Here is a 17,138-nt window from a genome sequence, read left to right on the forward strand (position 1 = left end):
TCAACCTTACTGTTTTTTCTTGTGCAAATTATCAAGGGCAAGATTAAGTTTTAACACATTAATCACTGGCTCACCGAGGAATTCCGATGGAGGTGGCTCAATATTATCCCTGATTAATTGTTTTACTACTTTAACCGGTAAATGGCGGGCATCAGCGACTCTCTGTGCTTGGAAGTCAGCGGCGGCGGGTGAAATGTGAGGATCAAGCCCGCTACTGGATGCGGTGACCAGATCAACCGGTACAGGAATGTCTGGTTGGCGGTTAAATTGACGCAGTTGCTTAACTCTGCGTTTGATTTCATCATCTAATATCGGGTTGGAGGGCGCTAAATTGCTGCCGCCAGAGGCCAGAGCGTTATAGGGATAATCTACGGTAGCAGAAGGACGTCCCTGAAAATAGGTCGCTTTAGTGAAGGGTTGACCAATCAGTTCAGAGCCAACGGTTTGACCCTCTTGTTTTACCATAGAGCCTTGTGCTTGATAAGGGAACATCAGTTCTGACAAACCTGTTGCCAGCAATGGATAAGCTACGCCGGTAATCAGTGTCAGAAATATCAACAACACAACAGAAGAACGTAACCAAATCATTTTCATCACCTTTATTTAAGTATCAGCAAAGTGAGCAACATATCTATTAGTTTGATGCCGATGAAAGGCGCTATCAGACCACCCAGACCATAAATCCACAAGTTGCGACGTAAAAGCGACAAGGCATTCATTGGTCGGTAGCTCACGCCTTTGAGAGCCAATGGGATCAGGAAAACAATAATCAGTGCGTTAAAGATAACTGTCGATAAAACCGCCGAAGTGGGCGAATGCAGGTGCATGATATTCAAGATATTTAATTGTGGATAAGTGACGGCAAACGCCGCCGGGATAATGGCGAAATATTTTGCGATATCATTGGCGATACTGAATGTGGTCAGAGAGCCACGTGTCATCAACATCTGTTTACCAATATGGACAACTTCAATCAGTTTGGTTGGGTTGGAATCCAGATCCACCATATTGCCGGCTTCTTTAGCTGCCTGAGTGCCTGAATTCATAGCAACGGCAACATCGGCCTGAGCAAGTGCCGGGGCATCATTAGTGCCATCACCGGTCATGGCGACCAGACGGCCTTCGGATTGATATTGGCGGATCAGGGCTAGTTTGGCTTCTGGGGTGGCTTCCGCCAGAAAGTCATCGACTCCGGCTTCTGCGGCAATCGCCGCCGCGGTCAGACGGTTATCGCCGGTAATCATAACGGTCTTGATTCCCATACGGCGCATTTCATTGAATCGCTCTTTAATACCGCCTTTTACGATATCTTTTAGCGCGACAACTCCCAGTACTTGTTGATTTTCTGCGACAACCAGCGGGGTGCCTCCTTTACGTGCCACTGTCTGTACCAAAATTTCCACGGCTTCTGGGAATTTTCCGTGATTGACTTCGATATGGCGGCGGATCGCATCGACAGCGCCTTTGCGGATCATGCGGTTTTCCACATTAACGCCACTCATTCGAGTCATGGCGGAGAACGGCACAAAAGTTGCGTTCAGGGAGCGCAGATCACGTTCACGCAGATTGAATCGCTGTTTTGCCAGAATGACAATGCTGCGGCCTTCTGGTGTTTCATCGGCTAAAGAAGAGAGTTGGGCGGCATCCGCCAACTGCTGTTCTGTTATGCCGGGCACGGGCAGAAACTGAGAGGCTTGGCGATTTCCCAAGGTGATGGTACCGGTTTTATCCAGTAGCAACACATCCACATCACCTGCTGCTTCAACGGCTCGTCCGCTGGTGGCGATAACATTCGCGCCTAGCATGCGGCTCATACCCGCGACGCCAATTGCAGAAAGTAAACCGCCAATAGTGGTAGGAATAAGACAGACTAATAACGCTATCAATACCGTGACAGTGATAGGTTGACCAGATTGGTTAGCTTCCACGCTGAATATTGAAAAGGGCAGCAGGGTGACACACACCAATAGAAAGATGATTGTCAGAGCCGTCAACAGGATAGTCAGTGCGATCTCGTTTGGGGTTTTACGACGTTTAGCCCCTTCCACCATTGAAATCATGCGGTCAAGAAAAGTTTCACCGGGATTAACCGAACATTCAACCACCAGCCAGTCAGATAGCACATGGGTGCCGCCGGTCACAGAGGAAAAATCACCGCCAGATTCGCGGATAACTGGGGCAGATTCTCCGGTGATTGCACTTTCGTCAACAGAAGCGCCGCCTTCGATAACTTCACCATCGCAAGGGATGGTTTCACCGGCTTCAATAATGACTATATCCCCTTTACGAAGGCTGTCAGAAGGGACTTTCTCTCTGGCTGCATGACGATTGGATGAAGTGAGTTTGGTTGCCCAACTGGTTTTTCTTACTCCTTTGAGACTGGCGGCTTGAGCTTTGCTTCTCCCTTCTGCCAGTGCTTCGGCAAAGTTAGCGAATAGCACAGTAAACCACAACCATAAGGCGATGCTACCGGTGAACAATGCATTTCCCTTGAATTGACCCACTAACATGGCAATCCATAAAATGGTGGTTAACCCACTGCCTAGATAGACGACAAACATCACTGGGTTACGCCACTGTGCGGCCGGATGACATTTTTTGACTGAATCAATCAGGGCATTACGAATCAAAGCAGGCTCGAATAATGTCTGTTGCTTGTTGGTCATGGTATTCCTCTCTTTGGCTCTTATCGGGCCATTAGCCAGATTTGTAAATGTTCAATTACCGGGCCAAGGATCAGAGCCGGAATAAAAGTCAAGGCACCGATTAGCATGATGGTCAAAATCAATAGACTGATAAACAGTGTGCTGTAGGTGGGAAGTGTACCGTTGCTGGCAGGCTGGCGTTTTTTTACGACCAAAGAACCGGCAATAGCAAGTACCGGCAGGATCATGCCAAAGCGACCTAAAAACAGGATGATGGTTAGCAACAGATTGTAGAACATACTGTTGGCATTGAGGCCCGCGAAAGCACTGCCATTATTGTTGGCAGCGGAGGAGAGGGCATAGAGCACTTCACTGAAACCATGAGCGCCAGGGTTCAAAATACCGGCACGTCCACTGGTGGTGGAGATGGCAAGCGCTGTACCTAAAAGAGCCAGTGTCGGGGTAACCAGAATCGCCAGCGCCACCATTTTTATCTCGAATACTTCGATTTTTTTACCGAGATATTCAGGGGCGCGGCCTATCATTAAACCGGCGATAAAAACGGTCAGCAGAACGAACAGTAACATACCGTATAAACCAGAACCGACACCGCCAAACACAACTTCGCCAATTTGTATCAACCACATTGGGATCATGCCGCCAAGCGCAGTGAAAGAGTCATGCATAGCATTGACTGCCCCACAGGAAGCGGCGGTTGTGACTACGGCATAGATTGAGGTTGCGAGGATGCCAAAGCGATTCTCTTTACCTTCCATATTGATATTACTGTTGGCGCCTAACAGGCTGAAATGGGGATTCCCTTTCAGTTCGGCATACATGACTCCTACGGTGGCAATGACAAAGATGATACTCATTGCCCACAATAGAGCGTGCCCTTGACGGTTATCGCCAACCACTTGCCCAAAAGCAAAGCAGAGTGCGCAAGGGATCAAGAAGATAGAGAGTATCTGAACGAAATTGCTGATAGCGGTTGGATTTTCAAAGGGGTGTGATGAATTAGCATCAAAGAATCCACCACCATTGGTTCCCAGTAATTTGATGGCTTCTTGCGAGGCGACAGGACCCATCGGAATTAATTGCTGTTGGCCTTCAATGGTATGAGCTAATTGATACGGTTCGAAATTCTGAATCACTCCCTGACTGACAAAAACGAGCGTGATAACTATAGACAGCGGTAATAGCAGATAAAGTGTGATACGCGTGATATCAACCCAGGCGTTGCCTACGGTTTTGACGCCATGACGGGAAAATGCGCGTATCAGCGCAAATGCCACGGCAATACCGGTCGCCGCAGAAAGAAAGTTCTGCACCGTTAGACCTGTCATCTGGCTAAAGTAACTGAGGGTGTTTTCTCCACTGTATGACTGCCAATCGGTATTGGTGATAAAGCTGACGGCTGTATTCAGCGCCAGATCCCATTTGAGTCCGGGGAAATGTTCAGGATTAAGGGGGAGGGCGTGTTGTGTGACTAAAAGCGTGAATAGCAGCAGTAGTCCGGTCAGATTAAAGATAATGATAGCTAATGCGTATTGCCGCCAGTTCATCTCTTTGACGGTGCCGCCAGGTTTTTGTAAGCCACAACAACGCCAAAGGTTTGACTCTGTTTTAGTCAGCCCGCGCGGAATATTACCGTCGATCAGGTTGGCGATAACGTTTCCGAGTGGCTTTGCCAGTACCATCAAAATCAATAAGAAACTGGTGATCAATAAAAAAGCGGATGCGGCCATTTAAAAATCCTCCGCATGAAGTAGCGCATAAATCAGATAAGCCAATAACAGGGCTACTAATAACGTGCCGGAAATGAAGAATATGCTCACTGCTTATCTCCCGAAAACTTGGATGGATAAAGATTAGGGAAGGGAATGCAAAGATGCTGATAAAAGAGTGAATGGATGTGTAAAAAAAGTGTAAAAACGACTAATAACAGAAGACTTAAATAGAAACCTATCTTGTTTAGAACTATAAAAATAATTCTCTTTTTCAGCAGAAGATACACTTATGAGAAAATGAATGGTTAGGAACATTAGGTGATTTTAAATTAATGGATAATCCTGCATATAAATGTTCTGATTATTCATATATTATTGATGATGTTGATAAAGTAATTGGATTATTAAAATTTTGTGTATAATATGCATATTTTACTAATTATAACGGCTCGTATTGTAAATTAAATTGATTGCTATTTTATAGGATAGGGTAAATCATTTTAATTATTATGCGAATCCACCGTTTAGTATTAATGTGATTGTTAGGGTTGACAAGAAATACTCCATATGTGAATTGTTTGAAAAATATTTAAATAATGGCTTTTTGACACAAAAAAGCCATTATTTTTCAATTAATTAAATGCTTTTCTATTTCTTCAAATTTTATATTTGAATTTATTGCTTGATAGAAACCATTTTCAACATGCATTGGTGTAATGATATTGGTATTTTCTAATATTGGTTTATTGTTGAAGAAAACAGATAGTTTTTTTCCTACGTTTTGCTTTATAAAAAGATTAAATGGTTTACTGCAATGAGAGTTGTTTTTTACTTTAATGAAAATGGAATAGTAATTATCCCCTTTTTTCGGGGTAATTTCCTCTATACATAATGGAGTTAAATGAAAAGTTTCACCATTTGCTTTATAGTCAATAGAAAAAGCGTGTTTTTTGGAGACACAACCTGAAACATTTATTATTAATATTAATAATATAACAGTTAATACCTTCATCTTTCCTCCTATTATCTGTCATAGTTAATCCACAATCATTCTGGAAAATAGTATGGCGCAAAGAATAATATCGTTTTTCTGTGCTTATTAAAATGATTATCAATGAAAGTCTTCATATTGGCAATCCTTGCTTTTATCGCTAGCGTCAAACGGATATTTTCAAATGCCTGTATCGTTAATCTCATTTTCACTGACTGTTAATAAAATGTTTGTAATATTACATTTTTATCATATTTTATGTAATAAAATTACATAAAATAGAAAATGTAGCGATAATAACGGCTTAAAAGCGGTCTGATAAGTGGTAAATTTTCATTTTTTGCGATAAAATTTTAAACAACTTACATATTGATTATTTTTAAGATTCTGCGGAAAAGTGGGATCATTTTAAGGAGGACTAATATGTCTTCATATCGTGAATATCCTTGGTATCAGGTTCTTTTACGTCGTATTGGCGCTGTCACTTTTGGTATCCTGGCGTTGCCGGTGATGTTGTTTCGTCGTGATCGCGTCCGTTTTTACAGTTACTTGTATCGTATATGGATAAAAACCAGCGATAAACCTGTCTGGTTAAAGCAATCAGAGCAGGTTATGACTGTCAGAAACGGCTAACAACTGACAATTAGCGGCAGGTAAAGGTATATTACTGTCATACAACTAATACACAGGACGAATATGATGCGTAATATTGAGCTGGAAAATGTGATTAACCAAGAACTGAATGTTGGTGAGTTTCAGGATTACGCCCCCAATGGTTTACAAGTTGAAGGGCGTACTCATATTCAGCGAGTCGTTACCGGTGTGACCGCTTGTCAGGCTTTATTAGATGAAGCGGTTCGTCATCAGGCTGATGCTATTATCGTTCATCATGGCTATTTTTGGAAAAATGAGCCAACGGTGATTCGTGGTATGAAACGTAATCGTCTGAAAACTCTACTCGGTAATGATATCAATTTATACGGCTATCATCTGCCGCTTGATGCTCATCCATCACTGGGAAATAACGCGCAATTGGCCCGTCTGATGAATGCGAAAGTTGTTGGGTTGATTGAACCATTCGTACCGCATGGGGAATTTGATCAGCCGATATCACCGGTGGAGTTAGCTTCACGTATTGAACAGGCGCTTGGTCGCAAAGTGTTGCATGTGAGCGATAACGCACCTGCGGAGATTCGCACGCTTGCCTGGTGCACTGGCGGTGGGCAGGGTTTTATTCAACAGGCGGCTGAATTTGGTGTTGATGCTTTCATTACCGGTGAAGTGTCAGAGCAGACGATTCATATCGCCCGTGAAATGGGGCTGCATTTTTATGCTGCGGGCCACCATGCCACTGAACGTTATGGTATTAAGGCTTTAGGGGAGTGGTTGGCGGATAATTATGGTCTGGATGTCACTTTTATTGATATTCCAAACCCGGCGTGATCACGTTCTTCTAATGCTGACATTGAAATAAGCGAAGCCCACCGTTGGTGGGCTTCAAAGCTTTTGACAAGCTTTTCATAATTAACGTTTTTTTTATCAATAACGTTATTCTATCCGATTCATAGAACTGTGAATTTTGATCCGGGTGATCTCGCTACACACGCAAGTAGAGGCTACGTTTGATAATTTAGAGAGCAAGTCGCTTGTACCTACTCTTGGATAACGAGCATACACAAGGAAGGTGATGAGATCAATTTTTACAGTGCCTTAAGCCGTACTGGTATGGCATCAAATTTCACCGAACGATCTTTCCAATTAAATAAAGCCCTAGCTATTAAGCTAGCAAAAACTGCGGTAAACCCTTGTATCTTGAAAATTGATTACAACGTCAACATGATTAGATTTGGCACGGTGTGTGCAGACCGATAAACCCTTTCACATCCCAGCTTTGCCACCGCTGAACTGAATGCCTCACGTAACGGGTGTATCATCCGTCCATCAAAGCGCTTTCGACGGGATTTTGTCGTGAATATCAAATGTACAACCCGTTGATATATTCCTGTCACAGGCTAAAATGAAGGCACTTTCTCAATGAGCGCTGAATATGTTAAGAGCGACCAAAGTCCGCCTCTACCCCACACCCGAACAGGCCGCGTATCTTAACGGCCAGTTCGGTGCGGTCCGTTTTGCGTACAATAAGGCGCTGCACATCAAAAAGCATGCTTATAGACGTCACGGTGTGAGTTTAAATCCGCGCAAAGATCTTAAACCGCTACTGGCGGTCGCGAAGAAATCACGCAAGTACGACTGGCTCAAGGCATATGACGCCATCGCGTTACAGCAGGCGGTGATCAATCTGAATACCGCGTTTGATAATTTTTTCAATCCGAAGTTGCAAGCCAAATTTCCCACGTTCAAACGCAAACACGGCCGGCAATCCAGCTATCACTGTATTGGGGTGAAAGTGCTGGATGGCGCCGTGAAGATCCCGAAATTGTCACCGATAAAGGCGCGCATACACCGAGAAATTGAAGGGCAAGTGAAGAGCATTACGCTCTCCCGAACAGCTACGGGAAAATATTTCGCCGCTATCCTGTGTGACGATGGTTGGGATGTACCGGAAAAGCCGGGCGTTATCACCTGCGTGACAGGGTGTGATATGGGTTTATCCCACTATCTTATCCAGTCGGACGGGGAGAAGGTGAATAACCCTCGTCACCTTATCAACGCCGCCCGTAACCTGCGTCGCAAGCAGAAAGCCCTGTCCCGAAAACAGAAAGGCAGCGCCAACCGTCGAAAGGCACGTTTACAGGTCGCCGCGGTACACGAACGGGTAGCCAATGCCCGTGCCGATTTTCAACACAAACTCTCCCGGACAATGGTTGACGAAAACCAAGCGGTCATTGTCGAGACGCTGAAATCGGCCAATATGATGAAGAATCACCACCTTGCTCGGGCTATCGGGGATGCTGGCTGGCATGGCTTCATCAAGAAACTGGAATACAAAGCCGCGGCGGCGGGCGTTCATCTGGTCAAACTGGATCAGTGGTTCGCCAGCTCGAAAACCTGCCATTGCTGCGGCCACAAAGTGCCGGAAATGCCGCTGCATAAGCGGATCTGGCTATGCCCTTGCTGTGGTGTCGAACATGACCGCGATATCAATGCGGCGCTCAACATCCAGTGCAAGGGCACAACAGAATTACAGGCGGCGGGACTCGTCGTTTCTGCCCACGGAGGCCCGCGTAAATCCGTTATATCGACGGTGGCGGCCTGAGAAGTGGGAAGCCTCGCCGTTTGCGGCGTGGAGCAGTCACAGCTTGGCCCTTATCGTAATCGGATTTTATTATTATTTTTCAAGCTGGCTTTTGAAATCACGTTTTGTGTAGCCGGTATAGAGTTGACGTGGGCGAGCAATTTTCACGCCATCATCATGCATTTCATTCCAGTGAGCGATCCAGCCGATAGTACGGGCAATGGCGAAAATAACAGTGAACATGGTGGATGGAATCCCCATTGCTTTCAGGATAATGCCTGAGTAGAAATCCACGTTGGGATACAGTTTCTTCTCAATAAAATAGGGGTCGTGTAGAGCAATACGTTCAAGCTCCATAGCAACTTCCAGCAGGCTGTCATTCAGGCCGAGTTCATCTAGCACTTCATGGCAGGTTTCACGCATGACGGTTGCGCGAGGATCATAGTTTTTGTAAACACGATGACCAAATCCCATCAGACGGAAAGCATCATTCTTATCTTTGGCCCGGTTAATAAATTCAGGAATATGTTCAACTGACTGGATTTCTTCCAGCATACGCAGACAAGCTTCGTTTGCACCGCCATGAGCCGGTCCCCAGAGAGAAGCGATACCTGCGGCAATACAGGCGAATGGGTTGGCGCCGGAAGAGCCTGCGGTACGTACTGTTGAGGTAGACGCGTTTTGTTCATGGTCCGCATGCAGGATTAAAATGCGATCCATAGCGCGTTCCAGCACTGGGTTCACTTTATATTCTTCACATGGTGTAGCGAACATCATGTGCAGGAAATTGCCTGCGTAGGAGAGGTCATTGCGTGGATAAACAAATGGCTGACCAATAGAATATTTGTAGCACATGGCGGCCACTGTCGGCATTTTTGACAGCAGACGGTAGGCGGTAATGTCTCGGTGACGTGGATTGTTCACATCCAGAGCATCATGATAGAAAGCAGCCAGAGCGCCGGTAACACCACACAGCACCGCCATCGGGTGCGAATCACGGCGGAAGCCGTTGAACAGGCGATGGATCTGTTCATGGATCATAGTGTGACGGGTAATAGTTTTTTTGAATTTATCAAACTGTTCTTGTGTTGGTGTCTCACCATACAGCAGGATATAGCAGACTTCCAAATAAGTAGATTTTGTCGCTAGCTGATCGATAGGGAAACCACGGTGCAGCAATACACCTTCGTTACCATCAATGTAGGTGATCTTGGATTCGCAAGATGCTGTAGAAGTAAAACCAGGGTCGTAGGTATAGAAACCTTGGGAGCCGAGAGTACGAACGTCGATGACTTTAGACCCAAGGGTCGGTGTTAGCACGTCCAATTCAATAGCAACTGAACCGTCTGGGGTTAGAGTTGCTTTGTTATCTGCCATTACAGTCTCCTTAGCGCTTTCATTTTTATAACTCTTAACAACCACGGCGGAAAGACACCATATAGAGTCTATCTTATCAGGCTATTTTATCGGCCATTCTTTGTCATCAAGAACGGGCTTGGACGGTGCTCTGACAAAAGCGATCACTTTTGAATGCACTTTGGTGTGGCCCGCGCCGGTGAGCGATTTATGAGTGAATCGCCTCTTACAGACTGTGCGCATACTCCGGTTGCGGTGCAATCTGTGTTCCCAATTTATTGACAAGATGGCCTACACTCATAATGCCTGGTGGAATAGGTTCTTATACTGTGTCCCCTGACACTGTACTACCGGGGAAAAGCTGAAATCAGGCCAATATCACATTTAAGGCTGAAATTTCACCCCGGACGACAATGGTTTTCAGGTTGTTAGCGAATTTTTGAGAGTTATGTTTTATGCATTGACTACAAAAATGATTATGATTCGTGCGGACTACACAGTTACATAACTTTAGCTTTTCTTGAGGTCTTTCCTCTTACCAAAAATCAATCTCAAAAGTGTTTTCAACCATATATGTAAGATAAATGTTTAAAGTTTGTCAAACAAGATAATTAATTTTGTGCAATATGTTTGAATCGTGATCTTAATCACTGTTCAGTGGAAATGTAGCTAATCATATTGTGTTGGAATTGTAATAATAATGTGAAGCACATATACTGCCGCCAGGTCTCCGGATTACCCTGCTGTAGGAGCACCCAGCGTAACTAAATCACAACACTCTTTAACATGAAGGATTTATCGTTTGGTTAAATGTTGTGTCTTTGTATCCTCTTATCGCTGTCTGATTTCCGCCCAGGTCCGGAGGAAGGAAAATAATAAAAGAGCTGTGTGGGCAAAATTGTGAAAAAACAAAGACCTGTCAACCTTGATTTGCAGACGATACACTTTCCAGTCTCTGCAATAGCCTCGATCTTGCACCGTGTCTCTGGCGTCATTACTTTCGTAGCAGTAGGAATTCTCCTCTGGTTGTTAGGAATGTCTCTCTCCTCGCAAGAAGGGTTTCAGCAAGCCGCCGATATTATGACGGGATTTTTCGCCAAGTTTATTGTGTGGGGCATTCTGACCGCACTGGCTTACCATATCTGTGGTGGTATCCGTCATATGCTGATGGATTTCGGCTACTTGGAAGAAAACTTAGCGGTCGGTAGTCTCTCTGCCAAAGTGGCGATCGGGATTGCTATTATTCTGTCGATTCTGGCTGGAGTACTGGTATGGTAAGTAACGCATCTGCATTGGGTCGCACGGGTATCCATGATTGGCTATTATTGCGCGCGTCCGCAATGATTATTGTTTTATATGTTCTTTATATGCTGGGCTTTGTCGTTACAACGTCGGATATCACTTATGAAGTCTGGCGGGGTTTCTTCGCCTCATCCATCACTAAAGTCTTCACTGTGCTGGCCCTGTTTTCCATTCTGGCTCACGCTTGGATTGGTATGTGGCAAGTACTAACTGACTATGTAAAGCCGCTGGCACTGCGTTTAATGCTGCAATTGGCGATTATCGTTGCGCTGATGGCTTACTTGATTTATGGAACAATTGTGGTGTGGGGTGTATAGATGAAACTGCCAGTAAGAGAGTTTGATGCAGTCGTTATTGGTGCAGGTGGCGCTGGCATGCGCGCTGCGCTACAAATTTCACAAATGGGATTATCCTGTGCTTTGATTTCCAAAGTATTCCCAACCCGTTCTCATACTGTATCCGCGCAGGGGGGGATCACCGTTGCGTTGGGTAACTCCCATGATGATAACTGGGAATGGCACATGTATGACACGGTGAAAGGCTCCGACTATATCGGTGACCAGGATGCGATTGAGTACATGTGTAAGACCGGGCCGGAGGCGATTCTGGAGCTGGAGCACATGGGGTTGCCATTTTCGCGTTTGGATGACGGTCGCATTTATCAACGTCCATTCGGCGGCCAGTCAAAAAACTTTGGTGGTGAGCAGGCGGCACGTACAGCCGCGGCGGCAGACCGTACCGGTCATGCCCTGTTGCATACGCTGTATCAGCAAAACTTAAAAAATCACACCACTATTTTTTCTGAATGGTATTCGTTGGATCTGGTTAAAAATCAGGATGGCAGCATTGTTGGTTGCACGGCTATCTGTATTGAAACCGGTGAAGTGGTTTATTTCAAAGCGAAGGCAACTATTCTGGCAACGGGTGGCGCCGGTCGTATTTATCAATCAACAACTAACGCTCACATTAACACCGGTGATGGTGTAGGTATGGCGCTGCGTGCGGGTGTACCTGTACAGGATATGGAAATGTGGCAATTCCACCCAACCGGTATCGCCGGGGCGGGTGTTCTGGTGACGGAAGGCTGCCGCGGTGAAGGTGGTTATTTGTTGAATAAAGATGGCGAGCGCTTTATGGAGCGTTATGCACCAAATGCTAAAGATTTGGCTGGTCGTGATGTCGTGGCGCGTTCCATCATGATCGAAATCCGCGAAGGCCGTGGCTGTGATGGTCCTTGGGGGCCTCATGCTAAGCTGAAACTGGATCATTTGGGTAAAGAGGTGTTGGAATCTCGTCTGCCGGGTATTCTTGAATTATCCCGTACTTTCGCCCACGTTGATCCGGTAAAAGAACCGATCCCGGTTATTCCGACTTGCCACTATATGATGGGAGGCATCCCAACTAAAGTTACCGGTCAGGCACTGATGGTTAATGAAAAAGGTGAAGATGTCGTTATTCCGGGCCTGTTTGCTGTCGGTGAAATTGCCTGTGTATCTGTTCATGGCGCAAACCGTCTGGGGGGGAACTCTCTGTTGGATTTGGTGGTGTTTGGCCGTTCTGCCGGTTTGCACCTGAAAGAATCGCTGATGGAGCAAGGCACTAGCCGCGAAGCTAGCGAATCTGACATCGAAGTGTCCCTGCAACGTCTGAACCGTTGGAATAGCACCCGTACTGGTGAAGACCCGGTTAAAATTCGTAAAGATTTGCAAGCGTGTATGCAGAATAACTTCTCGGTATTCCGTGAAGGCGATGCAATGGCGAAAGGGCTGGAAGAACTTAAAGTTATCCGTGAACGCCTGAAAAATGCGCGCTTGGATGATACTTCCTCAGAGTTCAATACTCAGAGAATTGAGTGTCTGGAGCTTGATAACCTGATGGAAACGGCATTTTCTACGGCGATTGCTGCTAACTTCCGTACTGAAAGCCGCGGTGCTCACAGCCGTTTCGATTATCCGGATCGTGATGATGCGAACTGGCTATGCCATACCCTCTATCTACCGCAAACTGAAACCATGACTCGTCGTAATGTCAACATGCAGCCAAAACTGCGTGAAGCATTCCCGCCGAAAGCGCGTACTTACTAATGAGTTGCTGATAATCCAGTTGCGGAGGAATAGATTATGAAACTTGAATTTTCGATTTATCGTTACAACCCGGATGTTGACAGCGCTCCTCGTATGCAGGATTACACGCTGGAAGCAGAAGAAGGGCGTGACATGATGTTGCTGGATGCGTTAATCCAGCTTAAAGAACAGGACCCAACACTCTCTTTCCGCCGTTCTTGCCGTGAAGGTGTTTGTGGTTCTGATGGCCTCAACATGAATGGTAAAAATGGCCTAGCCTGTATTACGCCTGTTTCGGCTTTGCGGCGTGGCAGCAAGAAAATTGTTATCCGTCCGTTGCCAGGTTTGCCGGTTATCCGTGACCTGGTTGTAGATATGGGGCAATTCTATGCGCAATATGAGAAGATTCGCCCATATTTGCTGAATGACGGTAAAAATCCACCGGCGCGTGAACATTTACAATCACCGGCACAAAGGGAAAAACTCGATGGTCTGTACGAATGTATCCTGTGTGCATGTTGTTCAACTTCCTGTCCGTCATTCTGGTGGAACCCTGATAAATTTATCGGGCCTGCGGGTTTACTGGCCGCATATCGCTTCCTGATTGACAGCCGTGATACTGAAACGGCTTCACGATTAGACAAGCTGAATGATGCTTTTAGTGTTTTCCGTTGCCATAGCATCATGAATTGTGTCAGTGTGTGCCCTAAGGGGTTGAATCCAACAAAAGCTATTGGCCATATTAAGTCTATGTTACTGAAACATAGTGCATAATAGGTCCGCCCTCCGCGAAATTTTTTTGTGGGGGGCACAAAGAATTGAAGAGTATGAGTTGCCAACTGCTAATGATGACAAAAGCTTGAGGAGAGGAACCTTTAAAAACGGTTGGGCGTTTTTTAAAGGTTCCTTGAAGGGTTCCGAAACCCAAAAGAGAACATGCATAAAGCACGTCCAAATGAACCTTTTATCGATACCGTATTTAAACGGTAATAGTTAACCACGGCGAAAACTAAAGCTTTTAAAGCTTAAGGGATCACAATGCAGAACGGCGCAATGAAGGACTGGCTGGATTCAAGCTTCCTGGCTGGTTCAAACCAGTCTTACATAGAGCAGATCTATGAAGACTATATAACCGATCCAAACTCCGTTGATGCAAGTTGGAGAGAGATTTTCCAACAATTGCCGAATGCGGGACTCAACGGTGAACAACTCCACTCGCAGACGCGTGATTACTTCCGCCGTCTTGCGAAGGATACTACGCGTTATCATTCCTCTGTCAGCGATCCAGCAATGGATGCAAAACAAGTTAAAGTTTTGCAGCTCATCAACGCATTCCGCTTCCGCGGTCATCAAAATGCGAACCTTGACCCGTTGGGATTATGGAAACAGGATAGTGTTCCAGATTTAGATCCTGCTTTCCATAATCTGACGGAAGCTGATTTTGAAGAAACATTTAACGTAGGTTCTTTTGCAGTCGGCAAAGAGACGATGAAATTGGCTGATTTGTATGAAGCGCTGAAACGCACTTATTGCGGTTCTATTGGCGCTGAATACATGCACATCACCAATACGGAAGAAAAACGTTGGATTCAGCAGCGTCTGGAATCTGTTACTGTCAGTTCTCAGTTTAGTGTAGAAGAAAAGCGGCGTTTTCTGGCGGAACTGACGGCGGCGGAGGGTTTGGAACGTTATCTGGGAGCTAAGTTTCCGGGAGCGAAACGTTTCTCTCTTGAAGGTGGTGATGCGCTGATCCCAATGTTGAAGGATCTTATCCGTCATGCGGGTAAACATGACACACGAGAAGTTGTGCTGGGAATGGCTCACCGTGGTCGCCTCAACGTCTTGGTTAATATCTTAGGTAAAAAACCGGCTGATTTGTTTGATGAGTTTTCGGGTAAGCATAAAGAGCATCTCGGTACCGGTGACGTGAAATATCATCAAGGTTTCTCGTCTGATTTTGCCACTGAGGGGGCTAAGGTTCATTTGGCATTAGCATTTAACCCATCTCACCTTGAGATTGTCAGCCCTGTCGTTATTGGTTCAGTACGTGCCCGCCGTGACCGTCTGGATGAAGGTCGCAGTAATATGGTATTGCCAATCACTATCCACGGTGATGCTGCTGTTACCGGCCAAGGAGTGGTGCAGGAAACTCTGAACATGTCTCAAGCTCGCGGTTATGAAGTGGGTGGTACAATTCGTATCATCATCAATAACCAGATCGGTTTCACAACGTCTAACCCGAAAGATGCCCGTTCAACACAATACTGTACCGATATTATCAAAATGGTACAGGCACCGATTTTCCACGTTAATGCAGACGATCCAGAAGCGGTGGCATTTGTTACCCGTCTAGCACTGGATTTCCGTAATACCTTCAAATGTGATGTGATGATCGATTTGGTTTGCTACCGCCGTCATGGTCACAACGAAGCTGATGAGCCAAGTGCAACTCAGCCAATGATGTATCAGAAAATTAAGAAACACCCAACGCCACGTAAAATCTATGGTGACAAGCTGGTGGCTGAGAACTTGATATCAGTCGATGATGTGACCGAGATAGTTAACCTGTATCGTGATGCCCTCGACCGTGGTGATTGTGTCGTTGATGAGTGGCGTTCAATGGGGCTGCACTCATTTACTTGGGAGCCTTATCTTAATCACGAATGGGATGAAGAATACCTACATAAAGTTGATGTTAAACGTTTGCAGGATCTCGGTAGACGCATCAGTTCTGTCCCGGAACAAGTGACAATGCACTCGCGTGTAGCGAAAATTTATAATGACCGTGCAGAGATGGCAAACGGCGATAAATTGTTCGATTGGGGTGCCGCAGAAACATTGGCCTATGCAACTTTAGTGGATGAAGGGGTTCCGGTGCGTTTGTCTGGTGAAGATGCCGGTCGTGGCACCTTCTTCCATCGTCATGCTGTTATCCATAATCAGGCTAACGGCTCCGTTTATGTTCCTTTGGCGAACGTTCATAATGGTCAGGGAGCATTCAATGTTTGGGATTCTGTCCTGTCCGAAGAAGCGGTGTTAGCATTTGAGTATGGCTATGCGACAACAGAACCTCGTGCTCTGACAATCTGGGAAGCTCAGTTTGGTGATTTTGCCAACGGCGCACAGGTTGTTATTGACCAATTTATCAGCTCTGGCGAGCAGAAATGGGGCCGTATGTGCGGCTTGGTTATGCTGCTGCCTCATGGTTATGAAGGGCAGGGGCCTGAACACTCTTCCGCCCGTTTGGAGCGTTATCTGCAACTGTGCGCAGAACAGAATATGCAGGTTTGCGTACCATCAACGCCAGCTCAGGTCTACCATATGCTTCGCCGTCAGGCTTTGCGCGGTATGCGCCGTCCGTTGATCGTGATGTCGCCAAAATCACTGTTGCGCCATCCATTAGCTGTTTCTGGTTTGGATGAACTGGCTAACGGTAAATTCCAGACAGTGATTGGTGAAACTGACGCCCTTGATCCGAAAGGCGTTAAACGCGTTGTACTCTGTTCAGGTAAAGTCTACTACGACCTGTTGGAACAACGTCGTAAAAATGAACAAACTGATGTCGCTATCGTGCGTATTGAGCAACTATATCCATTCCCTCATCAGGATGTTCAGTCAACACTGGAACAGTATGCTCATGTACATGATTTTGTCTGGTGCCAGGAAGAGCCATTAAATCAGGGGGCCTGGTATTGTAGTCAGCACAACTTCCGTGAAGTGATCCCGTTCGGGGCTTCTTTACGTTATGCGGGTCGTCCCGCGTCTGCTTCCCCGGCAGTTGGATATATGTCAGTTCACCAGCAACAACAACAAGAGCTGGTTAATGACGCACTGAACGTTGAATAAATAAAGGAT

The 17,138-nt window shown here is 45.9% G+C and carries 14 protein-coding genes and 1 pseudogene; 8 read left to right on the forward strand and 7 right to left on the reverse strand.

Annotation, left to right across the window (positions count from 1 at the left end):
• Positions 1-6: 6 nt before the first annotated feature.
• The 5 genes from kdpC to C6H66_RS05290 all read right to left on the reverse strand — a co-directional run bounded on the left by kdpC (position 7) and on the right by C6H66_RS05290 (position 5,387).
• Positions 7-588 carry a potassium-transporting ATPase subunit KdpC gene (gene kdpC, locus C6H66_RS05270; protein WP_105394995.1) on the reverse strand — a complete coding sequence of 194 codons (582 nt, stop codon included), beginning with the start codon at positions 586-588 and terminating at the stop codon, positions 7-9.
• Between the two features lie 11 nt (positions 589-599).
• Entirely contained in the window at positions 600-2,666 is a 2,067-nt protein-coding gene (gene kdpB, locus C6H66_RS05275) for a potassium-transporting ATPase subunit KdpB (protein ID WP_105394996.1), read from the reverse strand.
• Between the two features lie 20 nt (positions 2,667-2,686).
• The gene (gene kdpA / locus C6H66_RS05280; protein WP_105394997.1) at positions 2,687-4,393 is read right to left on the reverse strand and encodes a potassium-transporting ATPase subunit KdpA; all 1,707 of its coding nucleotides are present in this window, start codon (positions 4,391-4,393) and stop codon (positions 2,687-2,689) included.
• Entirely contained in the window at positions 4,394-4,483 is a 90-nt protein-coding gene (gene kdpF / locus C6H66_RS05285) for a K(+)-transporting ATPase subunit F (protein ID WP_105394998.1), read from the reverse strand.
• Positions 4,484-5,003: 520 nt separating this feature from the next.
• Complete coding sequence (locus C6H66_RS05290) at positions 5,004-5,387, reverse strand: hypothetical protein (RefSeq protein WP_105394999.1); 384 nt, start codon at positions 5,385-5,387, stop codon at positions 5,004-5,006.
• 402 nt (positions 5,388-5,789) lie between these two features.
• Between C6H66_RS05290 and C6H66_RS05295 the strand changes: the two genes are divergently transcribed.
• Together C6H66_RS05295 and C6H66_RS05300 are read left to right on the forward strand one after the other, a co-directional pair.
• Positions 5,790-5,999 (forward strand): YbfA family protein, encoded by a 210-nt coding sequence (locus C6H66_RS05295; RefSeq protein WP_065390558.1) that lies wholly within the window; start codon positions 5,790-5,792, stop codon positions 5,997-5,999.
• 66 nt (positions 6,000-6,065) lie between these two features.
• The gene (locus tag C6H66_RS05300) at positions 6,066-6,809 is read left to right on the forward strand and encodes a type 2 GTP cyclohydrolase I (RefSeq protein WP_181150150.1); all 744 of its coding nucleotides are present in this window, start codon (positions 6,066-6,068) and stop codon (positions 6,807-6,809) included.
• Positions 6,810-7,243: 434 nt separating this feature from the next.
• Here the strand turns inward: C6H66_RS05300 and C6H66_RS27585 are convergent.
• A pseudogene (locus C6H66_RS27585) lies at positions 7,244-7,354 on the reverse strand (IS200/IS605 family transposase); the annotation flags it as partial.
• A gap of 59 nt (positions 7,355-7,413) precedes the next feature.
• Here C6H66_RS27585 and C6H66_RS05305 point away from each other — a divergent pair.
• Entirely contained in the window at positions 7,414-8,583 is a 1,170-nt protein-coding gene (locus tag C6H66_RS05305) for an RNA-guided endonuclease InsQ/TnpB family protein (RefSeq protein WP_105395001.1), read from the forward strand.
• Positions 8,584-8,655: 72 nt separating this feature from the next.
• Here the strand turns inward: C6H66_RS05305 and C6H66_RS05310 are convergent, their stop codons facing one another.
• On the reverse strand, positions 8,656-9,939 hold the full coding sequence (locus C6H66_RS05310; RefSeq protein WP_036780850.1) for a citrate synthase: 1,284 nt from the start codon (positions 9,937-9,939) through the stop codon (positions 8,656-8,658).
• Positions 9,940-10,806: 867 nt separating this feature from the next.
• On the opposite strand from C6H66_RS05310, the gene sdhC reads away from it, so the two are divergent.
• From sdhC to sucA, 5 genes are all read left to right on the forward strand, one after another.
• On the forward strand, positions 10,807-11,196 hold the full coding sequence (sdhC, locus tag C6H66_RS05315) for a succinate dehydrogenase cytochrome b556 subunit (protein WP_105395002.1): 390 nt from the start codon (positions 10,807-10,809) through the stop codon (positions 11,194-11,196).
• Positions 11,190-11,537 carry a succinate dehydrogenase membrane anchor subunit gene (gene sdhD, locus C6H66_RS05320; RefSeq protein WP_036780845.1) on the forward strand — a complete coding sequence of 116 codons (348 nt, stop codon included), beginning with the start codon at positions 11,190-11,192 and terminating at the stop codon, positions 11,535-11,537. Before sdhC ends, sdhD begins: the two co-directional genes overlap by 7 nt.
• Positions 11,538-13,304 carry a succinate dehydrogenase flavoprotein subunit gene (gene sdhA, locus C6H66_RS05325; RefSeq protein WP_105395003.1) on the forward strand — a complete coding sequence of 589 codons (1,767 nt, stop codon included), beginning with the start codon at positions 11,538-11,540 and terminating at the stop codon, positions 13,302-13,304.
• Positions 13,305-13,340: 36 nt separating this feature from the next.
• Complete coding sequence (locus tag C6H66_RS05330; protein ID WP_036780842.1) at positions 13,341-14,057, forward strand: succinate dehydrogenase iron-sulfur subunit; 717 nt, start codon at positions 13,341-13,343, stop codon at positions 14,055-14,057.
• 264 nt (positions 14,058-14,321) lie between these two features.
• The gene (sucA, locus tag C6H66_RS05335; RefSeq protein ID WP_105395004.1) at positions 14,322-17,129 is read left to right on the forward strand and encodes a 2-oxoglutarate dehydrogenase E1 component; all 2,808 of its coding nucleotides are present in this window, start codon (positions 14,322-14,324) and stop codon (positions 17,127-17,129) included.
• Positions 17,130-17,138 lie beyond the last annotated feature (9 nt).

It is taken from the genome of Photorhabdus hindustanensis (assembly GCF_002968995.1).
Lineage (GTDB): Bacteria > Pseudomonadota > Gammaproteobacteria > Enterobacterales > Enterobacteriaceae > Photorhabdus > Photorhabdus akhurstii.

What these genes read in the sequence shown, in the direction of transcription:
- kdpC (WP_105394995.1), bottom strand. Translation starts at nt 588, where the DNA reads ATGATTTGGTTACGTTCTTCTGTTGTGTTGTTGATATTTCTGACACTG.
- kdpB (WP_105394996.1), bottom strand. Translation starts at nt 2,666, where the DNA reads ATGACCAACAAGCAACAGACATTATTCGAGCCTGCTTTGATTCGTAAT.
- kdpA (WP_105394997.1), bottom strand. Translation starts at nt 4,393, where the DNA reads ATGGCCGCATCCGCTTTTTTATTGATCACCAGTTTCTTATTGATTTTG.
- C6H66_RS05290 (WP_105394999.1), bottom strand. Translation starts at nt 5,387, where the DNA reads ATGAAGGTATTAACTGTTATATTATTAATATTAATAATAAATGTTTCA.
- C6H66_RS05295 (WP_065390558.1), top strand. Translation starts at nt 5,790, where the DNA reads ATGTCTTCATATCGTGAATATCCTTGGTATCAGGTTCTTTTACGTCGT.
- C6H66_RS05300 (WP_181150150.1), top strand. Translation starts at nt 6,066, where the DNA reads ATGCGTAATATTGAGCTGGAAAATGTGATTAACCAAGAACTGAATGTT.
- C6H66_RS05305 (WP_105395001.1), top strand. Translation starts at nt 7,414, where the DNA reads ATGTTAAGAGCGACCAAAGTCCGCCTCTACCCCACACCCGAACAGGCC.
- C6H66_RS05310 (WP_036780850.1), bottom strand. Translation starts at nt 9,939, where the DNA reads ATGGCAGATAACAAAGCAACTCTAACCCCAGACGGTTCAGTTGCTATT.
- sdhD (WP_036780845.1), top strand. Translation starts at nt 11,190, where the DNA reads ATGGTAAGTAACGCATCTGCATTGGGTCGCACGGGTATCCATGATTGG.
- sdhA (WP_105395003.1), top strand. Translation starts at nt 11,538, where the DNA reads ATGAAACTGCCAGTAAGAGAGTTTGATGCAGTCGTTATTGGTGCAGGT.
- C6H66_RS05330 (WP_036780842.1), top strand. Translation starts at nt 13,341, where the DNA reads ATGAAACTTGAATTTTCGATTTATCGTTACAACCCGGATGTTGACAGC.
- sucA (WP_105395004.1), top strand. Translation starts at nt 14,322, where the DNA reads ATGCAGAACGGCGCAATGAAGGACTGGCTGGATTCAAGCTTCCTGGCT.